We start from the raw sequence: 23,449 nt of genomic DNA on the forward strand, positions 1-23,449 counted from the left end.
CGGGAGCCGGAGCCCGCGGCGAGGGGGCGACCGTGCTCAGGCTGTTACCGGATGCTCCGCAGAGCGCTTTCGAGGATCGCGGCGCCCTCCTCGGCCTCCGCGACCGTGAGGGACAGCGGCGGGGCGATGCGCAGGGCGCTGGTGTTGTGGCCGCCTCCCTTGCCGATGAGCAGCCCGTCCGCGCGGGCCTGTTCGAGCACGGCGGCCGCCGCGTCGAAGTCGGCCTCGTCCGTGCCGGGCCGGACCAGCTCGACGCCGATCATCAGGCCGCGTCCGCGCACCTCCCGGACGTGCGGGAGCTGCGCGGCGACGGCCCGCAGCCGCTCGATGAGCAGCCCGCCGACGCGCCGGGCGTTGCCCTGCAGGTCGTGCTCCAGCAGGTAGGCGAGGTTGGCGAGGCCCGCGGCCATGGTGATCTGGGTGCCGCCGAAGGTGGAGATGCTGTTGGCGTCGAGGCAGTTCATGATCTCGGCGCGGGCGACGACGCCGCCGATGGACATGCCGTTGCCGATGCCCTTGGCGAAGGTGAGGATGTCCGGCGGGCCGTGCTGCCCGTGCGCCTGCCAGCCCCAGAAGTGGTCGCCGGTGCGGCCCCAGCCGGTCTGCACCTCGTCGGCGATCCACAGCGCGCCGCGCTCGGCCAGCACCTGGCGGAAGGCCGCGTACAGGCCGTCGGGCGGCGAGGTGAAGCCGCCGACGCCCTGCACGGGCTCGGCGATCAGGGCGGCGGGCGGCCGGGTGTGGCCGAGCAGGTCCTCGAGGTCGTCGACGCAGGCGGCGATGAACTCGTCGTCGCCGAGGGAGGCGTACGGGCCCCGGGTGCGCACCCCGCCGTGCACGTACAGGGTCTGCAGCGGGGACAGCGAGGTCGGGGACCAGCCGCGGTTGCCGGTGATGCCGACCGCGCTGAAGGAGCGGCCGTGGTAGCTGTTGCGCATCGCCAGGATCACGTTGCTGCGCCGGTACGTCGTCGCCAGCAGCAGGGCGGTGTCGTTGGCCTCGGTGCCGGAGGTGGTGAAGAAGACGCGGGCGTCCGGGATGCCGCTCAACCGGGCGATGCGCTCGGCCAGTTCGACCATCGGCCGGTTGAGGTACAGGGTCGAGGAGTGGATGATCCGGCCGGCCTGCTCGCTGACCGCCTTGGTGACCTCGGGCAGCGCGTGCGCGGTCATGGTGGTGAGGATGCCGCCGAAGAAGTCGAGGTACTTGTTGCCGTCGGCGTCCCAGACGTGGCGGCCCTCGCCGTGGGTGATCTCGATCGGCCGGCCGTAGTAGAGGGCGAGCCAGTCGGGCAGGACGGCCCGGTGGCGGCCCAGCAGTTCCTCGCTCACGGGCGCACCAGCCCTTCGTACGCGTCGGGCCGCCGGTCGCGGTAGAACGCCCACTGCTGCCGCACTTCCTCGATCAGGCCGAAGTCGAGGTCGCGGACGAGGAGTTCCTCCTTGGAGTCGCTGGCCACGTCGCCGACGAACTGACCGCGCGGGTCGACGAAGTACGAGGTGCCGTAGAAGTCGTTGTCGCCGTACTCCTCCACGCCGACCCGGTTGATCGCGGCGACGAAGTACTCGTTGGCGACGGCCGCCGCGGGCTGCTCCAGGCGCCAGAGGTGGCTGGACAGCCCGCGGTGGGTGGCCGACGGGTTGTAGACCAGTTGGGCGCCGTTGAGGCCGAGTTGCCGCCAGCCCTCCGGGAAGTGGCGGTCGTAGCAGATGTAGACGCCGACCTTGCCGACGGCGGTGTCGAAGACGGGCCAGCCCGCGTTCCCGGGTTTGAAGTAGTACTTCTCCCAGAAGCCCTTGACCTGCGGGATGTGGTGCTTGCGGTACTTGCCGAGGACGGTGCCGTCGGCGTCGATCACGGCGGCGGTGTTGTAGTAGAAGCCGGACTGCTCGATCTCGAACACCGGCACCACGATCACCATGCCGGTCTCCCGGGCGAGCTCCCGCATACGGCGCACGGTCGGGCCGTCGGGCACGGGCTCGGCCCAGCGGTAGTGCTCGGGCTCCTGGACCTGACAGAAGTAGGGGGCGTTGAAGACTTCCTGGAATCCGATGATCTTCGCGCCCCGGCGGGCCGCCTCACGGGCGTGCTCCTCGTGCTTCGCCACCATGGACTCGGTGTCGCCGGTCCAGGTGGCCTGGACCAGAGCGGCGCGTACGACGTTGGCCATGAGCTGCTCCTTCGACGGGACGTCAGAGCCTCTACGCCCGTAGACGCAGGTCGTAGAGGGATGAACGTAAGCCTCCGGGACGGCCTTGCCAAGACCATCGTCGTCAACCCGCGGAGTCGATCACGTTTCGCACTCCGGTGGGTGAGTGGAGTGGCCGGTGCGGAGGGTGGGGGACGCTGGGCGGGATGTCAGGCGGCGAGACCGGCCACCCGGAAGGCGTGGACCAGGTCCCAGCGTCGCTCCTCGGACACGCCCTGCGCGGCCTGGAGGAGGAGTGGGGCGAGGGTCGGCGGGTCGGGCTCGGCGCTGCGGACCGCCTCCTCGGGGGTGCGGACGCGGACGTAGGCGTCCAGCAGGGCGCGCACCTCGCGGCGGCGTCCCTCGGCCACGAGGCCCAGCACGGCCTCGCCGATCTCGGTGGCGGGCCGCACCACGCCCTGGCGCAGGATCTGCTCCCCGTCGGCGGGCCGGCCGGCCGCGACCAGCGCGTCGGCCGCGGCGACCAGCCGGTCGGCGGGCAGCGACGCGGCCTCCCACAGCAGCGTCGCCCAGTCGGCGCCGAGCCCGGCGCGCCGCAGCTCGGCGGCGAGCAGCGGGAAGCGGGCGGGGGGCCAGTAGGCCGCCTCGAAGAGCAGCATGTGCGCCTCCCCGCTGCGGCCCTCGGCGTGCAGCCGCAGCAGCGACTCGACGGCGGCCGCGACCTCGCGCACCGCCTCGGCGTCCACCGGCTCGGGCTGGGGCTGCGGCGCCCGCGCTCCCCGCGCTCCCCGCGCCGCCTGGTCCGCCTCGGCCGCTCCGGCGAACCGGGCGCCGCGCGGCGTACGGGCGCCGGCGGCGTCCGGCGCGGACGGGGCCGGCCCGGTGGCCGGCGGCACGGTGACGGGAGCGGCGTCCTCGTCCGCCATCCCGGCGAACCGGGCGCTGCCCCGGCGCCGCTTGCGTGACTTGGCGCCGTCGCCCGACGGCTGTTGCGGCGGGGCCGTCGCGGCGGACGCCGCGCCAGGGGACCGCGGGCCCGCACCGGCGTCCCCGTCCCTGTCCCCGGGTGCGTCGGCTGCTCCGGCTGCCCCGGTCGCTCCGGCTGCCCCGGTCGCCCCGGCTGCCCCGGTCGCTCCGGCTGCCCCGGTCGCCCCGGCTGCCCCGGTCGCCCCGGCTGCCCCGGTCGCCCCGGCTGCCCCGGTCGCTCCGGCTGCCCCGGTCGCCCCGGCTGCCCCGGTCGCCCCGGTCGGCCACGCATCGGGGGACCCGAGCGCCCCGGGGAACGCCTCCGCGTCCATCCGGTCGCGCCCCGGGAGGCGCGGTACGGCGCCACCGCTCCCCGCCCGGGCGTCCCCCCGCTGCGGTACGCCGCCGAGGCCGCCGCCGGAGGAGCCGGGGCCCGCGGGTGGGACACCCGTCTCCGCCTGGGCCTCGATCCGGAAGACGGGCCGCGCCGCGCCGACACGCTCCGCGTACTGGGCATCGGCGCGTCTCGGGGACGGGGCGTCGGCACGCTCCGGGTACCCGGCCTCCGCACGTCTCGGAGGTCGGCCGTCGGCACGCTCGGGGCGCTGGAGGTCGGCGTGGAAGGCGACGTGGCGGGTGTCGCCGGCGGCCTCACGGGACACGGGTCCTCCGGCGGGCCAGGCGTCGCCGCCGGACGCGGCAGCCTCCGCACTCCGGGCTCCGGCGCGGAAGGCGACGCCCTCACCGGACCACGAACCGGCGTCGAAGGCGCCGCGCTCCGCATGCCCGGCATCGGCCCACAGCACGGCACCCTCCGCCGGCACTGCCCCGGACGCGGCGCCCTCCGGGAACCGGGGGCCGCCCTCGGGCGTGGCGCCCGCCGCGGACCGGACACCGGCGCGGAACGCGGCACCGCCCGCCGAAGCGGGGCCGAACGCGGCCCCCTCCCCCGGCGCCGGGCCGGGTCCGAACACGGTGCCGCCCGTCGCGGTCCCGGCGTCGCCCCGCCCCCCGCCGTCAGCCGCCGTCCGAGAGGCCGCCCCGGGCGGGCCGGGGCGGCCGTGGGTGGCTAGGTGGGTCATGGCGTCCATACGGCCGCTGAGTTCGGCGCACCGGGCGGTGGCTCGCTCGTGGTCGTCGCGGGCCCAGGCGAGGTCGACGCGCAGGGCGTCGGCCTCCTCGCGGCCGGCGGCGGAGGCGAGCGCGCGGCCCAGTGCCGCCAGGCGTTCGGCGGCGTAGCGCTGCTCGCGGAGCATGACGTCGAGCCGGTCGCCGAGGGCGTCCCGGCCGCCGGGCCGGGCGTCGTACGCGGCGACCGCGGCGGCGTGCAGGGCGCGGGCGTGCTCCCGCTCGCGGGCCACCGGCCCCGGCCCGGCCGCCGCGGCGAGATCCTGCAGCAGCGCCTCCACCACGTCCCAGGGCGGTATCTCGCGTCCGTCGCGGCACGCCCGCATCCCGTCCGGGTCGCGCTGCCAGAACACCGCGCACCAGCCGCCGCCCTGGTCCAGGCGCCCCAGCAGGCCATTCAGGTAGTTCGCGAACTCCCGTACCCTGCCGGGGAGTCGATCCACAGCCATCGCCCAACTCCCGCCAGACCGGAATACTCCGGCCCGTAGCCAACACCCGCCGTGTTACGGCGGCGCTACAGAGAGTTTTCGGGCTCGACGCGGAGTACGCCGATCCTGCCGGAACGTGACGTGCGACCGCCGTTCACAGCGGGACCGGCGCGCACCGTCCAGCCAGTTCGTCCATCGACATCCCGAGGGCACCGGCGAGCGCGGCGACCGTGAAGAAGGCGGGCGTCGGGGCGCGGCCCGTCTCGATCTTGCGGAGGGTCTCGGCGGAGATGCCCGCCTCGGCCGCGACGTCCGTCATGCTCCGCCCGCCGCGGGCCTCACGCAGCAGCCTGCCGAGCCGCTCGCCGCGCTCGTGCTCTTCGGGGGTGAGAGGGGTGCGCACCATGACGTCATAGTAATACCGGTATAGTAATTGGCGCGATGCGGCAGCCCAGGTCCGGCAGGGCGGGGCGGGGTGGGGCGGGGTGGCGCCGGGCAGCGACTCAGGGCTCCGGAGCGGGCGCTGGACGTGCCCGACGGACCAGAACGTGCCATCGTGGCATGAGCGCCCTTTGTCCGGGTTACCCGCCCGACTCCGGCACTTCGTCAGCGAAGGACCCAACACGATGACCAGCGGCTACCTCGGCCCGGAGGGCGACCCCTTCGGTGAATTCCTGGCCCGCTTCTTCGGCGGCCCCCGCCAGAGTCCCCGGCAGATCGACATCGGCCGGCTGCTCAGCCAGCCCGCGCGGGACCTCGTCCGCGGCGCCGCGCAGTACGCGGCCGAGCACGGCAGCCGGGACCTGGACACCCAGCACCTGCTGCGGGCCGCCCTGGCCGCCGAACCGACCCGCAGCCTGCTCAGCCGCGCGGGCGCGGACCCCGACGTACTGGCGACGGAGATCGACAAGCGCTCCGGGCCGGTCCAGCACCCGGCGGGCGAGACACCGCCGCCGACCTCGCTGTCCCTGACCCCGGCCGTGAAGCGGGCCCTGCTGGACGCGCACGAGCTGGCCCGGGCCGCCGGCGCCGGCTACATCGGCCCGGAGCACGTGCTCAGCGCGCTCGCCGCGAACCCCGACTCCGCCGCCGGGCACATCCTCAACTCGGCCCGCTACACACCGTCCGGCCCGCCCGAGGCCCCCGAGACGCCGCAGGGCCGCGCCGAACGGCCCCGGACCACGGGCACGCCCACCCTGGACAAGTACGCGCGTGACCTGACCGACCTGGCCCGGCAGGGCCGCATCGACCCGGTGATCGGGCGGGACGACGAGATCGAGCAGACCATCGAGGTGCTCTCCCGCCGCGGCAAGAACAACCCGGTGCTGATCGGCGACGCGGGCGTCGGCAAGACCGCCGTGGTGGAGGGGCTCGCGCAGCGCATCGCCGACGGCGACGTGCCCGACGTGCTGGCCGGGCGCCGGGTGGTCGCCCTGGACCTGACCGCCGTCGTCGCCGGCACCCGCTACCGGGGCGACTTCGAGGAGCGCCTGAACAACATCGTCGGCGAGATCCGGGCCAACTCCGACCGGCTGATCGTCTTCATCGACGAACTGCACACCGTCGTCGGCGCCGGCGCGGGCGGCGAGGGCGGCACCATGGACGCGGGCAACATCCTCAAGCCGGCCCTGGCCCGCGGCGAACTGCACGTCGTCGGAGCCACCACGCTGGTCGAGTACCGCCGGGTGGAGAAGGACGCGGCGCTGGCCCGCCGGTTCCAGCCGATCCTGGTGCCCGAGCCGTCCGTGCCCGACGCCATCGAGATCCTGCGCGGGCTGCGCGACCGCTACGAGGCCCACCACCAGGTCCGGTACACCGACGAGGCGCTGGTGGCGGCGGTGGAGCTGTCCGACCGCTACCTGACCGACCGCCGGCTGCCCGACAAGGCGATCGACCTGATCGACCAGGCCGGCGCCCGGGTGCGGCTGCGCGCGAAGACGAAGGGCACCGACGTCCGCACCATGGAGCGCGAGGTCGAGCAGCTCACCCTCGACAAGGACCAGGCGGTCGCCGACGAACAGTACGAGCAGGCCACTCAACTGCGCGACCGCATCGTGGAGTTGAAGCAGCGGATCACGGCCGCCGGCGGCGACGGGCAGGCCGACGAGGGGCAGCACCTGGAGGTCACCGCCGAGGCCGTCGCCGAGGTGGTGTCCCGGCAGACGGGCATCCCGGTCAGCAGTCTCACCCAGGAGGAGAAGGAACGCCTGCTCGGCCTGGAGGTGCACCTGCACGAGCGGGTCGTCGGGCAGGACGAGGCCGTGCGCGTCGTCTCCGAGGCGGTGCTGCGCTCCCGCGCCGGGCTGGCCAGCCCCGATCGGCCGATCGGCAGCTTCCTCTTCCTCGGCCCGACCGGCGTCGGCAAGACCGAGCTGGCCCGGGCGCTCGCCGAGGCGCTGTTCGGCAGCGAGGAGCGCATGGTCCGCCTGGACATGAGCGAGTACCAGGAGCGGCACACCGTCAGCCGTCTGGTCGGCGCCCCGCCCGGGTACGTCGGCCACGAGGAGGCCGGCCAGCTCACCGAGGTGGTGCGCCGCCACCCGTACTCGCTGCTGCTGCTCGACGAGGTGGAGAAGGCCCACCCCGACGTCTTCAACATCCTCCTGCAGGTCCTGGACGACGGGCGGCTGACCGACTCGCAGGGCCGCACGGTGGACTTCACCAACACGGTCATCGTGATGACCAGCAACCTGGGCTCGGACGTGATCACGCGGCGGGGCGCGGGCATCGGCTTCGGGCCGGGCGGCGCCGACGCCGACGAGGAGGCGCGGCGCGAACAGGTCCTGCGGCCGCTGCGGGAGCACTTCCGGCCGGAGTTCCTCAACCGCATCGACGAGATCGTCGTCTTCCGCCAGCTGACCGGCGACCAACTGCGGCGGATCACCGACCTGTTGCTGGAGAGGACCCGCCGGCTGCTGCACGCGCAGGGCGTGACGGTGGAGTTCACCGACGCGGCCGTCGACTGGCTGGCCGAGCGCGGGTACCAGCCGGAGTACGGCGCCCGCCCGCTGCGCCGCACCATTCAGCGCGAGGTCGACAACGAGCTCTCCAAGCTGCTCCTCGACGGCCGGGTCGTCGAGGGCGGCCGGGTCACGGTGGGCGTCGCGGACGGGCGGCTCGCCTTCTCCACGGAAGACCTGCCGCCCGCCCCCGAACTGTGAGCACCGCGCCCTGCGCCGCCGGGTGCACCGCCATCGCCGGAACGACGACGCGCGGGCGCACGACCACCGCCGGACCTACGACGCCGGGCGCGCACACCCTCGCCGGACCTACGACGCCGGGCGCGCACACCCTCGCCGGACCTACGACGCCGGGCGCGCACACCCTCGCCGGAGCTACAACGCCGGGCGCGCACACCCTCGCCGGAGCTACAACGCCGGGCGCGCACACCCTCGCCGGAGCTACAACGCCGGGCGCGCACACCCTCGCCGGAGCTACAACGCCGGGCGTACCACCATCGCCGAGCCGCCGCCGCGCCGGACCTTCTCGGCGGCCGCCAGCCACCTGCCGTCGGGCAGGCGCTGCACACCGGTGGCCGCGCCGATCTCCGCGTTCAGCTTGAAGGAGTGCCCTATGGCCTCCAGTTGAGCCCTCAGCGGGCTGTCGTACAGGCCCGGTTCGAGTTCGGTCTGCGCCGCGTTGCGCTGGCTGGCGCGCGGCGCGGCGATGGCGTCGACCAGTGGCAGGTGCCGGTCGAGGAACCCGGTGAGCGTCTGCAGCACCGTGGTGATGATGGTGGAACCGCCGGGCGAACCCACCGCCACCACGGGCCTGTTGTGCCGGTCGAGCACGATCGTGGGCGACATCGACGAGCGCGGCCGCTTGCCCGGCCCGGGCAGGTTCGGGTCGTGCACGGCCGGGTTGGCCGGGGCGAAGGAGAAGTCCGTCAGTTCGTTGTTGAGCAGGAAGCCGCGGCCGGGCACCGTGATGCCGCTGCCGCCGGTCTGCTCGATGGTGAGGGTGTAGGAGACGACGTCGCCCCACTTGTCGGCGACCGTCAGGTGCGTGGTGTTCTCCCCCTCGTACGTGGTGGGGGCCGCCGTGCCGCCGGACGCGCAGGCGGCCGGGTCGCGCGGGTCGCCGGGTGCCAGCGGGCTGGTGAGGACGGCGTCGTCCTCGATGAGGCAGGCGCGCGAGTCGGCGTACTTCTGCGACAGCAGTTCCTTCGTCGGGACGTCCTCGAAGGCGGGGTCGCCGACCCAGCGCCCGCGGTCGGCGAACGCTATGCGGCTCGCCTCGATGTAGCGGTGCAGGTAGCGGACCTCGCTCGCCTTCGACAGGTCGGTGCCCTCGAGGATGTTGAGGGCCTCGCCCACCGTGGTGCCGCCGGAGGAGGAGGGCGCCATGGAGTACACCCCGAGACCGCGGTAGGAGGTCTTCGTCGGCGCCTGGAGCTTGGCGCGGTACGCGGCGAGGTCCTTGCCGGACAGCTTGCCCGGGCGGGCGTTCCAGCCCGAAGCGGGTTCCACCGGCGGGTGGTTGACGGTGTCGACGATGTCGTCGCCGAGGTCGCCGCGGTAGAGCGCGCCGGTGCCCTTCCTGCCGAGTTCCTCGTAGGTGCGGGCGAGGTCGGGGTTCTTGAAGGTGGACCCGACGACCGGGAGTTGTCCGCCCGGCAGGAACAGCTCGGCGGTGTCCGGGAAGTAGCGGAACCGGGTCTCGTTGGCGGCCGTCTGCGAGCGGAACGTGTCGTCGACGGTGAAGCCGTCGCGGGCGATCCGCTCGGCCGGCTTGAGCACCGTGCCCAGCTTTCTGCTGCCCCACTTCTCCAGCGCCGTCTGCCAGGTGGCCGGCGTGCCCGGTGTGCCGACGCTCAGACCGCTGCTGACGGCGTCGGCGAAGGCGAGCGGCTTGCCGTTCTCCAGGAAGAGGCCGGAGTCGGCCGTCAGGGGCGCCGTCTCCCGGCCGTCGATGGTGTGCACGGTGCGGGACTTGGCGTCGTAGTAGACGAAGTAGCCGCCGCCCCCGATGCCGGAGGAGTACGGCTCGGTGACGCCGAGGGCGGCGGCGGTGGCGACGGCCGCGTCGACGGCGTTGCCGCCCTTCCTGAGCACCTCGATGCCGGCCGCCGAGGCGTCCGCGTCGACGCTCGCGACCGCGCCGCCGTAGCCGACGGCGACCGGGACCTTCTCGGGGGCCGTCGTCCCGGCGGCGGGCGGGGCCGCAGCCCCCACCGACACCACGGCGGCCGAGACCGCGAGGACCGGCAGTTTCCGTAAGACAGGCCGACGCATGCGCACCTCCAGTCGGGAACCGTCCGCGCAGCCTATTGCATCGCCAGGGCCCCGTCAGGAGCGCGTGACGCCGTGCGTAGCGCCTTGCTCGAACACGGGTTTGCGTGGGCCCGCTACCATGCGCGCCCATGAATGACGACGTGCGCAACATCGTGCTGGGCGTGGTCGCGGCCGGCATCAGCGCGGCCCTCGGCTGGCTGGCCCGCACCTACCTGTGGAAGCGCAAGCTCCGTCGCAAGCAGGCCTTCTTCGGGCTGCCCGACAACTCCGAGACGCTGCTGGTGGTCAACCGGGAGCCGGGCGGCGCCGAACTGTCCGTCAAGCGCCACGACGTCTTCGCGCTGCTGGAACTCTCGGCGCTCATCAAGGACTGCAACGCGCACGCGCAGGTCGTCGCGCACGACGCCGCCCAGCAGGGCTTCGGCGAGCGCACCGAGTTCTGCGTCGGCGGCCCCGCGTCCAACCGCCGGATGGCGGCCCATCTCGACTCCCTGCTGCCCGGCATCCACGTCAACGTGGACGCCGAACCGGGCCCGGACCGGGCCGCGTTACTGATCGGCAGCGAACGCTACCGGCTGGAGGGCGGCCGCAGCGAGTACGCGATCCTCGCCCGGCTGACCGCCGGTGACCGCCGTGAGACGCGGCCGGTGTTCCTGTTCTGCGGGCAGCGCGCGATCAACAACCAGGCCGCGACGCGCTATCTCGCCCGCAATCACGAGCGGTTGTCCCGCAAGTACGGCAACAACTCCTTCGTCCTGCTGCTGCGGGTCGTCAACTCGCAGGCTTACGGCCCGGACGTGGTGGAGCTGGTCGCCGACGTGACGCGGGCCGCGCAGACGCCGCTGCCCGCGTCGGCTCCGGCACCGACGCCGGACCGCACCTAGCACCGGGCCACTTGATCCGGCAGCGCGGGGCGGAGGAGAGGGCGGGAGGGCGGGAGGGCGTCGGGGAGCCGGAGTTCGGGTGGTGGCACGGCGGAGGTCGGGCGGAGCTCGGGCGGAGGTTCGGCCCCTCCGGCCGCGTTGTGACGACGCGTCGGGCCGGTCACGGGTGCGTGCGCCCGGTGGACGTCGAGCCGGTCAGGGTGCGTGCGCCCGGTGGGCGTCGAGCCGGTCAGGGTGCGTGCGCCCGGTGGGCGTCGAGCACAACCCGTCCGGCGCGCGGCTGACCTTCTCCTCGCCGGCGGACGACCCGTCGTACGTGTCGGTCCCACCGCGCGAGCAGTGATCTCCGGCCGGCGCCGGCCGGGTATGGCTCTGCGACTGCCGCCCCCCGCGGTCGCGAGGACCGTGGGCCCCACCCGGCAGCGGTGCCCCTGAAGGCGGTTCGGGCTTCACCGTGGGGGTGAGCGGAACATCGTAGTCGAGGTTCGCGCGGCCGGCGTCCTCCGGCCGGTGTTCGACGATCTTGGACAGCCGCCGTCCGAGGTGAGGGCGCGGCGGCGGCTCACGTCTCGGCGACCTCGGCGTACAGCTGGGACAGCTCGGGAACGCCGCCGGCCGCCCACTCGCGGCCCGAGTCGACCACGTCGAACTCGCGGCCGGAGGCGAGCCGGACGACGGGCTGGCCGTCGGGCCGGATCTCCCACCCGGCGCCGGGCACCGTCCGCACGATGACGGTGCCCAGGTACAGGCCCGCGTCGTTGCCCAGCCAGGCGAGCGTCTCCTCGTCGTCGCGCCAGCGCGGCAGTACCTGGTCGAGTTCCTCCAGCGAGCCGGCGGAGTCGTCGAGCCGCACCCCCTCCCGGGCCGCCTGGGAGCGCAGCAGTTCGCACTCGGCCAGGAGGTCGGCGAGGCCCTCCGCGTCACGGGGTCGTGAAGGCTCGCGCCGGTGTCCCAGAAAACGGATGTTCATATCTTCAGCCTCGCATCGACTCCGGCCACCGCACCACAGGCGCGCGGGACACCGCCCGCTCACCACCTCTTGCCAAGGTTATTCATCCCTCGTAGAGTTCAACGCGTCATGAGTTCAACGTCCGTTGACTTAGGCAGGGAGAGGCGGGACTCGTGCAGAAGATTCCGTTCCAGACGAACGAAGGCGGGCTCGTCGCGCTGCTGCCGAACGGGCACGTCGAGTTCCTGGCCGCCTCGGCGCGAGAACTGATCCTGCGGCACAACTCCGGGCTGCCGGTGGCGTCCGAGGAGCTGATGGCGCACGCGCTGTCCGACCCGCTGGTGACGCTGGACCGCTTCCACCTGCCGGCCCCGGCCATCGCGTTCGTGGAGACCACCAACCTGTGCAACCTGCGCTGCAAGCACTGCTACGCGGACTCCGCGCTCAAGCGGCCCGACGAGATGCCCACCGAGAAGATCAAGGCGCTGCTCGACGACTTCGCCGACAGCGGCGTGCTGCAGGTGTTCCTGACGGGCGGTGAGATCTTCTCGCACCGGGACGCGGTCGAGATCATCCGGCATGCGCGCAGCAAGCCGTTCAGCACGCAGATCTTCACCAACGGGCTGCTGATCACCGAGGAACGGCTCGCCGCCATCCCCGCGGGACAGTCCTTCTTCATCAGTTTCGACACCGCCGACCCCGAGCGCACGGTCCGCGGCCGGATGGACTTCCCCAAGCTGGAGCGCGCCTTCGAGATGATGCGCGCCCACGGGCACGTCTTCCGTACCGCGATCTCCGTCCACCGCGGCAACATCCAGGACGCCGAGGAGATCTTCGAGTGGTGCGCCGAGCGCGGGTACCCCCGGCCGCAGTGGCTGGAGACCCATCCGGTGGGCCGCGCCCTGCTGCACCCGGACATGCTGCTGCGTCCCGAGGACGTGGACGAGGTCTTCGACGTCTACCGGCGCTGCATGGAGCGCTACTCCAGCGGCCCCGACGACATGGCCGCCGAGGCGGCGGAGGCCGCCGGGGTCACCGGGGGCACCGAGGCCTCCGCCGGGCAGTCGGCGCGGCGCGCCGCGGACGAGATCCGCGGGGTGGACACCATCCAGTTCTGCCAGCGGCTGGAACGGGCCGTCGGCCAGGAGAAGTGCGGACGCTCCGTCGTCTACGTGAACAGCCGCGGCGACGTCTACCCGTGCAGCAACTGCATGTCCGGGCAGCTGCACCGGGCCGGGAACGTCACCGAGCGGCCGTTCGCCGAGATCTGGGAGACCGGCTTCGACGAGTTCCGCGACATCCGCTTCGCGGACCACACGGTGTGCGGGACGTGCCCGGTGGCCCGCGAGGACATCTGGTGCCAGTTCCGCTGCCCCCCGCTGGCCCGCAACCTCTCCGGTGATCCGCGCGGCTGCGGGGCCACCGAGTACCTCCAGGAGTTCATGCTGCGCGCCGGCCGCTACTGGCGCGAGCGCAAGCAGCGCGACGTACGCCTGACGCTCACCCCGCGGTAGCGCAGGCCGCCCGGCGATCCGCCGGGCCCCACCGCCCCCGCTCCCGACGACGTGAGCGGGCCCCCGTCCGCGGGCGGCGCACCGAGCCGCCGCCCCACCAGTGAAGGGAACACGACATGCCGGAAGAGAAGAAGGTCATCCGCATCCACCTGGAGCCGGGGCAGGACGGCGTGACCCTGAGCGCCGTCGGCGCCGCGTCGGCCACCGCACCCGCCGAGACCCTGGTGGAGGCCACCAACATCACCGAGGCCACGGTCATCGAGGTCGAGATCTGATCCACCCGGGTGACGACCGGAGCGGAGCACCACCTCCTGGGCCCGTAGAGGGACGAGCCGGGGAGCGCGCCCGACGAGCCCCCGACGACGCGCGGGGGCGGGCGCCGCACGGTCTTCCCGGCCCGTAGAGGGATGGGCCGGGGAGCGCGCCCGACGAGCACCCCGACAAGGACCCACAGGGGCGGGCGCCGCACGGCCTTCCCGGCCCGCAGAGGGACGGGCCGGGAACGGCCGAGTCCGACGAGGTGTGAGGAGACGAGGTCGCGATGAGCAAGACGGTTGCTTCAGCCGGCACCACCGCCGTGCGCCCCGGCACGGGTCTCGCGCGGCTGCTCCGGGAGAACCCCGCGCTGCGGATCGGCCAGGACGACTACAACATCAACGTCACGGCCAACTACGGCGAGCGGCTGACGCCCGCCGAGGTCGCCGACGCCCTGCGCGCCCACCCCGGCGCCGGGCGGCCCGCCCACCTGTACTTCCACGTGCCGCTGTGCGCGTACATCTGCCACTTCTGCAACTACGTCAAGCGCAAGGTCCCCAGCGGCCCCGAGGGGGACAGGGCGCCGCAGAAGTGGACCGACATGCTGCTCGACGAGTCCCGCCGCCGGCTCGCCCACGCCCCCTGGCTGGCCGAGGCCGCGATCGAGTCCGTCTACCTCGGGGGCGGCACCGCCTCGCTGCTGGGCACCGAGCAGCTGCGGCGCCTGACCGGCCACATGCGGGCCTCCTACACGCTGACCGGGGACTGCGAGATCTCTCTCGAGGGAAACCCCGACAACTTCCAGCACGACGAGCTGGCCGAGGCCTGCGAGATCGGCTTCAACCGGTTCAGCGTGGGCGTGCAGTCGCTGCAGAGCGAGGTCAACGCCTTCGCGGGCCGGGGCCACGACGCGGCCATGTCGCTCACGGCCATCGACAAACTCCGGGCCACCGGCAAGCCGTTCAACGTCGACATGATGTTCGGCCTGCCGCACCAGACCCCGGCGAAGGTGGCCGACGACATCCGCTGCCTGATCGACCGGGGCGTGCCGACGATCACCATCTACCGGCTGCGCAACGCGGACCGGGCGAAGATGGGCATCGGCAACCGGGCCCTGTGGAACGTCGAGAGCGTCCGGGACCGGCTGCGCGAGGACGACCTGTTCCCCGGCCTCGACGACACCTACGCGATGCGCGAGGCCATCGTGGAGCTGCTGCTCGACGCCGGCTACCACCCGAGCCCGTGCGGCTGGTGGAACCGGCCCGGCGTCTACCCGGACGGCAACATCCCGCGGGTGTCGCGCAACAAGTGGCAGCGCCACGACTCCATGATCGCCTACGGCCCCGGCGCCTACGGCTGGCTCACCGGCGACGACGACACGGTGGTGCAGACCCACAACATCGCCGACATCAGCGGCTACGCCCGGCACCTGAAGCAGGGCCCCGGTCTGCCGCTGGCCTTCGGGCGCCGGCTGGCGGGCCTGGAGGCGGCCGGGCTGGTGCTCGGCTTCAACTTCAAGGCCAACCAGCCCATCGACGCGGGCCGGTTCCGCCGCCGGTTCGGCGTCGAGCTGTTCCGGGACGAGCCGTTCGCCTCGGTGTTCGCCGAACTGCTGGAGCGCCGGCTCGTCGAGCCGGTGCCGGGGACGGCGGAGAGCGTGGTGCCGACGCTGGACGGCGAGGCCCTGCACGAGGAGATCATCAGCGTCTACTTCCACCAGCGCATCGGCAGCTTCGCCGACGCCGTGTGCCGGAGGTGATCCGGTGAGCGTCGATCAGGTCCAGGACCTCCAGCAGGTCCAGCGGCCGCATGGGGTGGACCGGGCCCACCGGGTCCACCGGCACCTGCGGTGGCGCAGGGACGGCGGCGGGACGGCGTACCGCACCAGGCGGTCGTTCCCCGCCACGCCGGCGAGCCGCACCGTGCTGCTCGCCGGTCCCGGAGCCGTCTCGGCCCTCGACGGCGAGGGCCGGGACGACCTGCTGCTCGGGCGGCTGACGGCCGGTCTGGTCGCTTCCGGCGCGCAGGTGCTGGAGTGCGACATGCCCGCCCGGGACCCCGGCACGCCCGCCGGGGAGCCGGACGTGCGCGCGCGGGCCGAACGGCTGCAACAGCTCCTGGACGGCCACCGCCACCTGCTGACCGGGCCGCTCGTCCTGATCGGGTTCTCGCTCGGCGGGCAGGCCCTGCTGCGGCTGCTGGAGTCGGGCGCGCCCGCGCGCGCGGACCGGCTGGTCCTGGTGGGCACCGTGGTCGACGACGACGTCTTCCTGACCTCCCGCATCCCCGCCATCGAACTCGTCTACGGCGGCCACGACCTGCTCGGCTTCGTCGACAGCTTCGACACCTCACTGCCGCCGGTCGTCTTCGAGCCCACCGTCTACGCCGACTGGTCCGCACGCCACCTCATCGGCTCCCCCACGCCGGCGGTCCGGGTCCATGTGCTCGAAGGGCTCGGCCACACCCTCCACCCGTGCGGTTCCGGCCCCGCCCGGGACCCGCTCGCGGAGCTCGGCTCGCTGGTGGTGCCCGCCTGGTGACGGGGCTCGGGGGCGGCCCTCGGGGACGGGCGCTCGGGGACGGGTGCTCGGGGACGGGCGCCCGGGGAGGATCCGTCGGCTCCATCAGCAGGTCAGCTCCAGCAGCTCGGCTCCATCAGCACCGTTCAGTACCTCCCGGTCACTCCGGTCCGCCGAAGGAAAGAGGACGACATGCCCGCCACCGAGACGCTCTCCAGCCGGCGTTTCGACAAGATCGCCGGTAACTTCGCCACCAGCGAGGTGCACCGGTCGAGCCCGACGATGGAGGCGCTCCACGAGACGCTCGGCTCGCAGACCGGCAGCGCGATCTGCGACGTCGCCTGCGGCGCAGGCCACCTGGCGCTGTCCTTCGCCGACGAGCACCCGGCCCGGCTCGTCGGCGTGGACCCCGCGCCGTCGATGCTGGAGTCCTTCCGCGCACTGGCGGCGGAGCGGTCGGTCACCGTCGAGACCGCGCAGGCCGCCGCCGAGGAACTGCCCTTCCCCGACGCCTCGTTCGACCTGGTGGTCTCCCGGCTCGCCCCGCACCACTTCCTGGACATCCGGAAGGCGGTCGCCGAGATGACCCGGCTGCTGCGCCCCGGCGGACGGCTGGCCGTGATCGACCTGGAGGGCAACGAGGACCCGGAGATCGACACGCTCAACCACGAGCTGGAGGTCCTGCACGACCCGACCCACATGCGCAGCTACACCCTCACCGAATGGATCGGATTCCTGCAGGGCGCCGGGCTGAACGTCCCGGTCGCCCGCGGTGAGCAGGCCGAGAGCCGGACCGGCGTGCCGGTCAAGCGGTGGTGCGAGATCGCCTCCTCGGGGGCCGAGGCCGAGCACGCGATCCGCCGCCGGCTGGCCGCGGCGCCCGAGGCGCACCGCGCCGCGCTCGGCATCCGTCAGGACGGCGACGAGTTCCTCATCCCGGTGCGCACCTGCATGCTGATCGGCGTCAAGCCGCTGGGCGGGGTGCGCTGAGATGCCGGTGATCAGGCTGCACTCTCCGGCGCCGAGTCCGGGCGCCGCGGTCCTGGAGCAACTTGCCAACTCCGTCACGGAGTTGCTCGGTCTGCCGGCCGGGCACTGCTGGGTGTGGTGGGAGCAGCTCGCGCCGGGGACGTATCACCGTCCGGAGTGGCGCGAGGGTGAGCGCGGTCCGGCCCCGGCCGGGTTCGTCGTCTGCAAGGAGAGCTACGGCACCGATCAGGTGAGCGCGCTGCTGCGGCTGCTGCGGACGCGCCTGGGCGAACTGCTGGACGTGCGGCCGGAGGAGATCTACCTGGCCGTGCAGCGCGTCGCCGCGGGCGAGTTGCTGGTGCGTGGCGAGGTCTGGGCGGCGGAGGCCACGGCGGCGGACGCCGCGACGGCGGTCCCCGCGGCAGCGGTCCCCGCGGCAGCGGTCCCCGCGGGGATCGACGAGCTGGTGCCCGTCGCCCATGTCCACAGTGAGCGGCGCGAACTCACCGACGACCACTGGGGAGACGTACCCGCGGTGATCCGGCTGGACGAGCGCCGGTTCACCCCCGAGGCGCTGCTCTCCCTCGACTCCTTCTCCCACCTCGAGGTCGTCTTCCACTTCCACCGGGTCCCGCCGGAGAAGGTGCAGACGTCCGCCCGGCACCCGCGCAACAACCCCGACTGGCCGCTCGCCGGGATCTTCGCCCAGCGCGGCAAGAACCGGCCCAACCGCATCGGTGTCTCGCGCTGCCGGCTGGTGAAGGTGGACGGGCTCGACGTGCACGTCGTGGGGCTCGACGCGGTGGACGGCACTCCGGTACTCGACATCAAGCCCTACCTGCGGCAGTTCGGGCCGCGCGAGGAGGTCGTACAGCCGGAGTGGGTGGACGACCTGATGCGTGACTACTACGCCCCGTCCGACTCCGGCTGACGCCGGGCGTTCGGCCGGTGCGTTCTCCTCGACCGACTGCTCTGACCGGGAGCCGACATGAACAGTGAGGCCGCACGGGAGCGGCTGCCGCGCACGGTGCTCGCCCTGCTCGCCGCCGTGTTCGTCGACGCCCTCGGCAGCGGGCTGTACATGTCGGTGTCCGTCGTCTTCCTCACCCGCTACCTCGACCTGGGCGACGGCCAGGTGGGCGTCGGGCTGTCCGTCGCGGGCGCGCTGTCGTTCGCGCTGCTGGTGCCCACCGGGATCCTGGCGGACCGGGCCGGCGCGCGCCGGATGCTGATCGCCGCGCACCTGGTGCGGGCGGCGCTGCTGACCGTGTACCCGTTCGCCTCCGGCTTCGTGCCGTTCCTGTGCGTGGTGTCCCTGCTCGCGGTGGCCGACCGGGCCGCCTCGCCGCTGGTGCAGGGGCTGTTCGGGGCGGCCGTGGACGGCGGGCAGCGGGTGCGGGCGATGGGCCGGGCGCGCTCGCTGCAGAACCTGGGCCTGGCGCTGGGCGGTCTGGTGGCGGGCGCGGCGCTCGTCTCCGACAGCGACCCGGTGTACCTCGCGGTGGTGTACGCCAACTCGGCGTCGTTCGTGATCGCCGCGGTGCTGGTCGGCCGGCTGCGCACCGGGGTGCCGGGCGGGGCCGGGGGCGGGGGCGGGGCGCCGGGCGGAGCACCGGGTGGGAGTCGGCCGCTGCCCTGGCGGCGGCGGCTCGGGGTGTTCCGGGACCGCCGCTTCGCCGCGCTGACCGTGCTCAACTCCGTGGTGAGCCTGCACGTGACCGTGCTGACGGCGGGCGTTCCGCTGTGGGTGCTCGCCCACGACCGCCTGCCCCACGCCGTGATCGCCTGGGCGGTGGTGCTCAACACCGTCGTCGTGGTGCTCTTCCAGGTGCGGGCGACCCGCGCCACGCAGACCGCCGAGGACGGCGGCCGCGCCCTCCGGCTGAGCGGTGTGCTGCTCGCCGTGAGCTGCTGCGGGCTGGCCGTCACCGGCTCGCTGCCGACGGCTGCCGCCGTCGCGCTGCTGCTCGTCGCGGTGGCCTTCCAGGCGTTCGCGGAGATGCACCAGCAGGCGGGGGCCTGGGCGATCTCCTACGAGCTCGCCCCCGAGGACCGGCGCCAGGTCTACCTCGCCTTCTTCAGCCTGGGCAACGCCGCCCGCAACACCTACGGGCCGCTGGTCGTCACCTTCCTCGTGGTGCGGCCCGGCGCCCCGGGCTGGCTGCTGCTCGGCGCCCTCGTGCTCGGCGCCGGTGCGTGGGCGGCCCGGTTCAGCGGTCCCGCCGCCGAATCCGGCGTCCGGCCCGTCCAGGCCGAACCGCTGACCGACGTCCAAGGAGGAACCCGTGGGCAACGCCCCTGAACAGTCCGTCATCATCGCCGGAGCCGGACCCACCGGACTCGCGCTGGCCTGTGAGCTGGCCGCCGCCGGAGTGTCCTGCACCGTGCTCGAACGCCGCCTGACCACGTCCGAGCAGTCCCGCGCCATGGGCCTGTACAGCAGGACCATGGAGGTGCTCGACCTGCGCGGGCACGCCGACGCGCTGTCGGCCGTCGGGCGGCCGGTGGGCCGCATGGTGCCCGCGCGCGGCGCGGTCGTCGACTTCACCGAACTCGACACGCGCTTCCCCGCGCTGCACGTCGTGCCGCAGAGCCGTACCGAGGAGGTGCTGCAGCAGCGGGCCCTCGACCTCGGGGTGATCATCCAGCGCGGGGCCGAGGTGTACGGCCTGGAGCAGGACGGCTCCGGCGTCTCGGTGCAGGTGCGGGGCGAGAGCGGGGAGTGGGAGGAGAGCGCCGACTACGTCGTCGGCTGCGACGGCGCGCACAGCGCCGTGCGCGAGCTGTCGGGCATCGCGTTCCGCGGCCGTTCCTACGACATCTCGCCGGTCCTCGCCGACGTACGGCTGCGCCGGCAGCCGCCGGACGACGTGCTGATGGTGTCCGGCGGCGGCGGAGTGGTGGTGACCGTGCCGTACGGCGACGGGCTGTACCGGATCGCGGTGGCGCGCCGGGACCGGCCGTGGACGCGGGAGCCGGTGACGGTGGAGGAACTGGCCGAGCTGATGACGCGGTCGCTGGGTTTCGACCCGGAGCCGTACGATCCCGTCTGGCTCGCCCGGTTCAAGATCCACCAGCGGATCGCGGACCAGTACCGGTCCGGGCGGGTGCTGCTCGCCGGGGACGCGGCGCACCTGCACTCGCCGCTGGGCGGGCAGGGGCTGAACCTGGGCATCCAGGACGCGGTGAACCTGGGCTGGAAGCTGGCCGCGGCGGTGCAGGGGTGGGCGCCGGCGGGGCTGCTCGACTCCTACGAGGCCGAGCGGCGGCCGCAGGCCGAGCGCATCCTGCGGGCCACCGACCGGGCGACCTGGATGGCCACCAGTCCGTCGGCGGCGGTGACCACGCTGCGCCGGGTGATGCTGGGGCGGCTCCTCGGGCAGCGGCGGATCCGCCGGTTCGCCGGGGAGGCGGTATCGGGGCTGCGGTCGGGGTACGGCGGGCGTGGCGGACTTGGGCGTGGCGGGCTCGGACGTGGCGGACTTGGGCGTGGCGGACTTGGGCGTGGCGGGCTCGGACGTGGTGTGCGGGTGCGTTCGGGGCAGCGGGTGCCGGATATGACGGTGCCGCGGCCGGAGGCGGCTCCGGTACGGCTGTACGAGCTGATGCGCGACGGCCGCTTTCTGCTGCTCGACCTCACCGCGGACGGGCGGGCCGCCTCGCTCGCCGAGGCCTGGGGGTCGCGGGTCTGTCCGGTCCGGGTCGCCGGGCCGGTGGCCGGACTAGGTGGCGTGGCCGCGCTGTTGGTCCGGCCCGACGGCTATGCGGCTTGGGTGGACGGCGAGTCGGACCCGGACGGCTGCGAGGAGCGGGTGCGGCGGGCGCTGCATCAGTGGTGCGGGGCGGAGGGGCCTGTCGTTCCTTCGGATTTCGGCGTTCTTCCGGCGGACGGCGCTGTGGGCGGGGACGTTCGGGAGGCGGAGCCTTCGGACGCCGAGGTCGCGGGGGCCGAGCAGGTGTGACGCGCTTCGCGTCCGCGGGGGTGCGGGGTGCCTGCGGCGGCTGTGGGGGTTCGGTGGGGGTGCGCAGTGCCTGCGGCGGCTGTGCGGGTTCGGTGGGGGTGCGCAGTGCCTGCGGCGGCATGCGCGGGTATCGGGGGGTGCGCGTTGCGCCTGCGGTGCGTGTACGTCGGGGCCGGGACGGGGGTGTCCGTCCTCGGAACGGCGCGGAATCGGGGGTTCGGGAGGTGCGGGGGTTGACGCGCCAACCGCTGCGGGCGGACACCCCCGTCCCGTCCCCTTCCCGCCGTCGGCGGGCGCGGGTCGCGCGACGGCCCGGACACCGCTACGCCAGGAGGCCCGACGACTTCCACAGGCGGCGGCCCACGCCGCGCAGGACGCCGATGTCGTCCAGGAAGTCCGTCAGGCGCTTCGCGCCGGTCTGCATGACCTCGCGGCGGTGGGCGCTGGCCTTCACCTGTGCCATGGCCTCGCGCTTGTCCAGGCCTACGTTCGTGTAGACGTCGGGGTTGATGAAGGCGACGGAGAAGACGCGGGCGAACTCGCCGGAGGTGACCCGGGTGAACTCCTGCGACCAGCGCGGGGCGGTCACCATCTGGCGGCGCAGCTCCTCGCGGGCGTAGCGGACGTGGCGGGCCTCCTCCACGACGTGGATGCGGGTGACGCCCCGGATGAGGGTCTGGACGCGCTCGTCCGGGAAGGTCAGGCGCTGCATCCAGTCCAGGACCTCCTCGCCGAGCAGGGTGGCGGTGAAGGAGCCGGGCGTGGTGGAGATCGTCTTGAACAGGCGGCCCAGGTGCTGGTGCGTCCGGCTCACCGGGTACCAGGGGGTGCCGCCGTGCGAGATCAGGCGGGCGAACATCTTCGAGTGCCGGCACTCGTCCTCGATCTCGGTGAGGGCGTAGCGGACGTGGGCGCTGGTGGCCGACTTGTCGTAGATGTGCCGGACCAGGAGCTGCATGAGGATCAGCTCGAACCAGATGCCGAGCGAGGCCAGGGACGCGGCCTCGTGCTGGGAGAGCAGGATGCGCTGCTCCTCGCCCATCCGCTTCCACATCGGCGTGTCGTACAGCGACACCAGCTCCGGCGGCCAGAACCACTTGCCCTCCTCGAAGGGCGCGTCCCAGTCCAGCTCCCTGTCCGGGTCGAAGGAGTGCTTGGCGGAAGAGGCGAGCAGCCGCTCGGCCACCTGCTCCCGGTCCTTGAGCAGTCCGAGCGCGTCGCGCAGTCCTTCGAGCGCGTCGGCTTCCGTCAGGGTCGTCATCGTTCCCTCGCTTCGTTACCGGCGGTCACATCGCCTCTTATGAGACTGCCTGTCAGCAAGCTCGTCAATCCCCTGCGCGCGACTTGTTGACCCCGCGTCTACCGCGTGTGAGCCTGCGAGACATGCCGACATACGAGCTGTACGCCAAGGACCCCGGAGACCCCCTCTGGCAGGTGCCGGCGAGCGGCGCGGCCCGATTCAGCTGGGAGTACGACGACGGCCGTGACCGCCTGCTCGCCCTGTACCAGAAGGGCAAGGACAAGCAGTGGGACGGACAGCGGCGGATCGACTGGGACCTGGAGGTCGACCCGTACGATCCGCTGGGCACGCCGGACGAGGCGATGACCCTGTACGGCACCAGATACTGGGCGAAGTTCACCGAGCGGGAGAAGGGCGAGCTGCGCAAGCACTACGCGTCCTGGCAGTTCAGCCAGTTCCTGCACGGTGAGCAGGGCGCGATGGTGTGCGCGGCGCGGATCGTGGAGTCCGTGCCCGATCTGGACGCCAAGTTCTACTCGGCGACCCAGACCATGGACGAGGCCCGGCACGCCGAGGTCTACGGCCGCTTCCTGCACGAGAAGATCGGGATGCTCTACCCGATCAACGACAATCTGCGGTCGCTGCTCGAGGACACCCTGCGGGACTCGCGCTGGGACATGCCCTACCTGGGCATGCAGGTGCTGATCGAGGGGCTGGCGCTGGCCGCCTTCGGCATGATCAGGGACACCACCGACAAGCCGCTGCCCAAGCAGATCCTCGCCTACGTCATGCAGGACGAGGCCCGGCACGTCGCCTTCGGCCGCATGGCGCTGCGGGACTACTACCGGCAGCTGAGCGACGCCGAACTCCGGGAACGGGAGGAGTTCGTCATCGAGGGCTGCTACCTGATGCGGGACCGGCTGCGGGGCGTGGAGGTCCTGGAGAACTTCGGCATTCCGCGGGCTGAGGCGGAGGAGTTCAGCGAGCGGTCCGAGTTCCTCGCGCTGTTCCGGCAGCTGCTGTTCTCCCGGATCGTGCCGTGCGTGAAGGACATCGGGCTGTGGGGGAAGCGGCTGCAGCAGGCGTATGTCGACATGGGCGTGTTCGAGATGGGCGACTCCAACCTGGATCTGCTGATGGCCCAGGACGAGGAGATCGCGGAGCGGCTGGACGCCGAGCGGTTCGCGGCGGAGGAACGGGAACGCGTGGCGGAGGTGGAGGAGGCGATCGAGGCCGGAGCCGAGGGCTGACG

The 23,449-nt window shown here is 73.3% G+C and carries 18 protein-coding genes; 11 read left to right on the forward strand and 7 right to left on the reverse strand.

Going from position 1 to position 23,449, the window contains the following annotated elements; genetic code table 11:
• Positions 1–44 precede the first annotated feature (44 nt).
• The 4 genes from ACH4ZX_RS17280 to ACH4ZX_RS17295 all read right to left on the reverse strand — a co-directional run bounded on the left by ACH4ZX_RS17280 (position 45) and on the right by ACH4ZX_RS17295 (position 5,077).
• Positions 45–1,331, reverse strand: coding sequence for an aspartate aminotransferase family protein (locus tag ACH4ZX_RS17280; RefSeq protein ID WP_398272916.1), 1,287 nt, complete (start codon positions 1,329–1,331; stop codon positions 45–47).
• Positions 1,328–2,170, reverse strand: a complete 843-nt coding sequence (locus ACH4ZX_RS17285; protein ID WP_398272918.1) for a nitrilase-related carbon-nitrogen hydrolase — start codon at positions 2,168–2,170, stop codon at positions 1,328–1,330. Before ACH4ZX_RS17285 ends, ACH4ZX_RS17280 begins: the two co-directional genes overlap by 4 nt.
• Positions 2,171–2,358: 188 nt before the next feature.
• Complete coding sequence (locus tag ACH4ZX_RS17290; RefSeq protein WP_398272920.1) at positions 2,359–4,692, reverse strand: hypothetical protein; 2,334 nt, start codon at positions 4,690–4,692, stop codon at positions 2,359–2,361.
• A 133-nt stretch (positions 4,693–4,825) separates the two neighbouring features.
• Positions 4,826–5,077, reverse strand: coding sequence for a helix-turn-helix domain-containing protein (locus ACH4ZX_RS17295; protein WP_398272921.1), 252 nt, complete (start codon positions 5,075–5,077; stop codon positions 4,826–4,828).
• Between the two features lie 220 nt (positions 5,078–5,297).
• Here ACH4ZX_RS17295 and ACH4ZX_RS17300 point away from each other — a divergent pair, with 220 nt between their 5' ends.
• A complete protein-coding gene (locus ACH4ZX_RS17300) occupies positions 5,298–7,832 on the forward strand; it encodes an ATP-dependent Clp protease ATP-binding subunit (RefSeq protein WP_398272923.1) in 2,535 nt (844 codons plus the stop codon).
• A 273-nt stretch (positions 7,833–8,105) separates the two neighbouring features.
• On the opposite strand, the gene ggt is transcribed toward ACH4ZX_RS17300, so the two are convergent.
• Positions 8,106–9,905, reverse strand: coding sequence for a gamma-glutamyltransferase (gene ggt / locus ACH4ZX_RS17305; RefSeq protein WP_398272925.1), 1,800 nt, complete (start codon positions 9,903–9,905; stop codon positions 8,106–8,108).
• A gap of 128 nt (positions 9,906–10,033) precedes the next feature.
• Here ggt and ACH4ZX_RS17310 point away from each other — a divergent pair, with 128 nt between their 5' ends.
• Positions 10,034–10,789, forward strand: coding sequence for a hypothetical protein (locus ACH4ZX_RS17310; RefSeq protein WP_398272927.1), 756 nt, complete (start codon positions 10,034–10,036; stop codon positions 10,787–10,789).
• A 562-nt stretch (positions 10,790–11,351) separates the two neighbouring features.
• Here the strand turns inward: ACH4ZX_RS17310 and ACH4ZX_RS17315 are convergent.
• A complete protein-coding gene (locus ACH4ZX_RS17315; RefSeq protein WP_398272929.1) occupies positions 11,352–11,759 on the reverse strand; it encodes a DUF6278 family protein in 408 nt (135 codons plus the stop codon).
• A gap of 152 nt (positions 11,760–11,911) precedes the next feature.
• Here ACH4ZX_RS17315 and ACH4ZX_RS17320 point away from each other — a divergent pair, with 152 nt between their 5' ends.
• The 8 genes from ACH4ZX_RS17320 to ACH4ZX_RS17355 all read left to right on the forward strand — a co-directional run bounded on the left by ACH4ZX_RS17320 (position 11,912) and on the right by ACH4ZX_RS17355 (position 20,957).
• Positions 11,912–13,252 carry a radical SAM/SPASM domain-containing protein gene (locus ACH4ZX_RS17320; protein ID WP_398272931.1) on the forward strand — a complete coding sequence of 447 codons (1,341 nt, stop codon included), beginning with the start codon at positions 11,912–11,914 and terminating at the stop codon, positions 13,250–13,252.
• 116 nt (positions 13,253–13,368) lie between these two features.
• Entirely contained in the window at positions 13,369–13,527 is a 159-nt protein-coding gene (locus tag ACH4ZX_RS17325) for a hypothetical protein (RefSeq protein ID WP_351894043.1), read from the forward strand.
• Between the two features lie 266 nt (positions 13,528–13,793).
• The gene (locus ACH4ZX_RS17330; protein WP_398272933.1) at positions 13,794–15,266 is read left to right on the forward strand and encodes a coproporphyrinogen-III oxidase family protein; all 1,473 of its coding nucleotides are present in this window, start codon (positions 13,794–13,796) and stop codon (positions 15,264–15,266) included.
• A 4-nt stretch (positions 15,267–15,270) separates the two neighbouring features.
• Positions 15,271–16,047: a hypothetical protein gene (locus ACH4ZX_RS17335; protein ID WP_398272935.1), complete on the forward strand. Its 777-nt coding sequence runs from the start codon at positions 15,271–15,273 to the stop codon at positions 16,045–16,047.
• 171 nt (positions 16,048–16,218) lie between these two features.
• The gene (locus ACH4ZX_RS17340; RefSeq protein WP_398272937.1) at positions 16,219–17,016 is read left to right on the forward strand and encodes a class I SAM-dependent methyltransferase; all 798 of its coding nucleotides are present in this window, start codon (positions 16,219–16,221) and stop codon (positions 17,014–17,016) included.
• Between the two features lie 445 nt (positions 17,017–17,461).
• Positions 17,462–17,926 (forward strand): SAM-dependent methyltransferase, encoded by a 465-nt coding sequence (locus ACH4ZX_RS17345; protein ID WP_398272991.1) that lies wholly within the window; start codon positions 17,462–17,464, stop codon positions 17,924–17,926.
• A gap of 57 nt (positions 17,927–17,983) precedes the next feature.
• Positions 17,984–19,297 (forward strand): MFS transporter, encoded by a 1,314-nt coding sequence (locus tag ACH4ZX_RS17350; RefSeq protein ID WP_398272939.1) that lies wholly within the window; start codon positions 17,984–17,986, stop codon positions 19,295–19,297.
• On the forward strand, positions 19,281–20,957 hold the full coding sequence (locus ACH4ZX_RS17355; protein WP_398272941.1) for an FAD-dependent monooxygenase: 1,677 nt from the start codon (positions 19,281–19,283) through the stop codon (positions 20,955–20,957). The genes ACH4ZX_RS17350 and ACH4ZX_RS17355 overlap by 17 nt, the downstream gene beginning before the upstream one ends.
• A 322-nt stretch (positions 20,958–21,279) precedes the next feature.
• On the opposite strand, the gene ACH4ZX_RS17360 is transcribed toward ACH4ZX_RS17355, so the two are convergent.
• Positions 21,280–22,218 carry a diiron oxygenase gene (locus ACH4ZX_RS17360; protein ID WP_398272943.1) on the reverse strand — a complete coding sequence of 313 codons (939 nt, stop codon included), beginning with the start codon at positions 22,216–22,218 and terminating at the stop codon, positions 21,280–21,282.
• A 122-nt stretch (positions 22,219–22,340) separates the two neighbouring features.
• Here ACH4ZX_RS17360 and ACH4ZX_RS17365 point away from each other — a divergent pair, with 122 nt between their 5' ends.
• Complete coding sequence (locus ACH4ZX_RS17365; protein ID WP_398272945.1) at positions 22,341–23,447, forward strand: ferritin-like domain-containing protein; 1,107 nt, start codon at positions 22,341–22,343, stop codon at positions 23,445–23,447.
• Positions 23,448–23,449: the final 2 nt, after the last annotated feature.

This window comes from Streptomyces sp. NPDC020490 (assembly GCF_044335305.1).
Classification (GTDB): domain Bacteria; phylum Actinomycetota; class Actinomycetes; order Streptomycetales; family Streptomycetaceae; genus Streptomyces.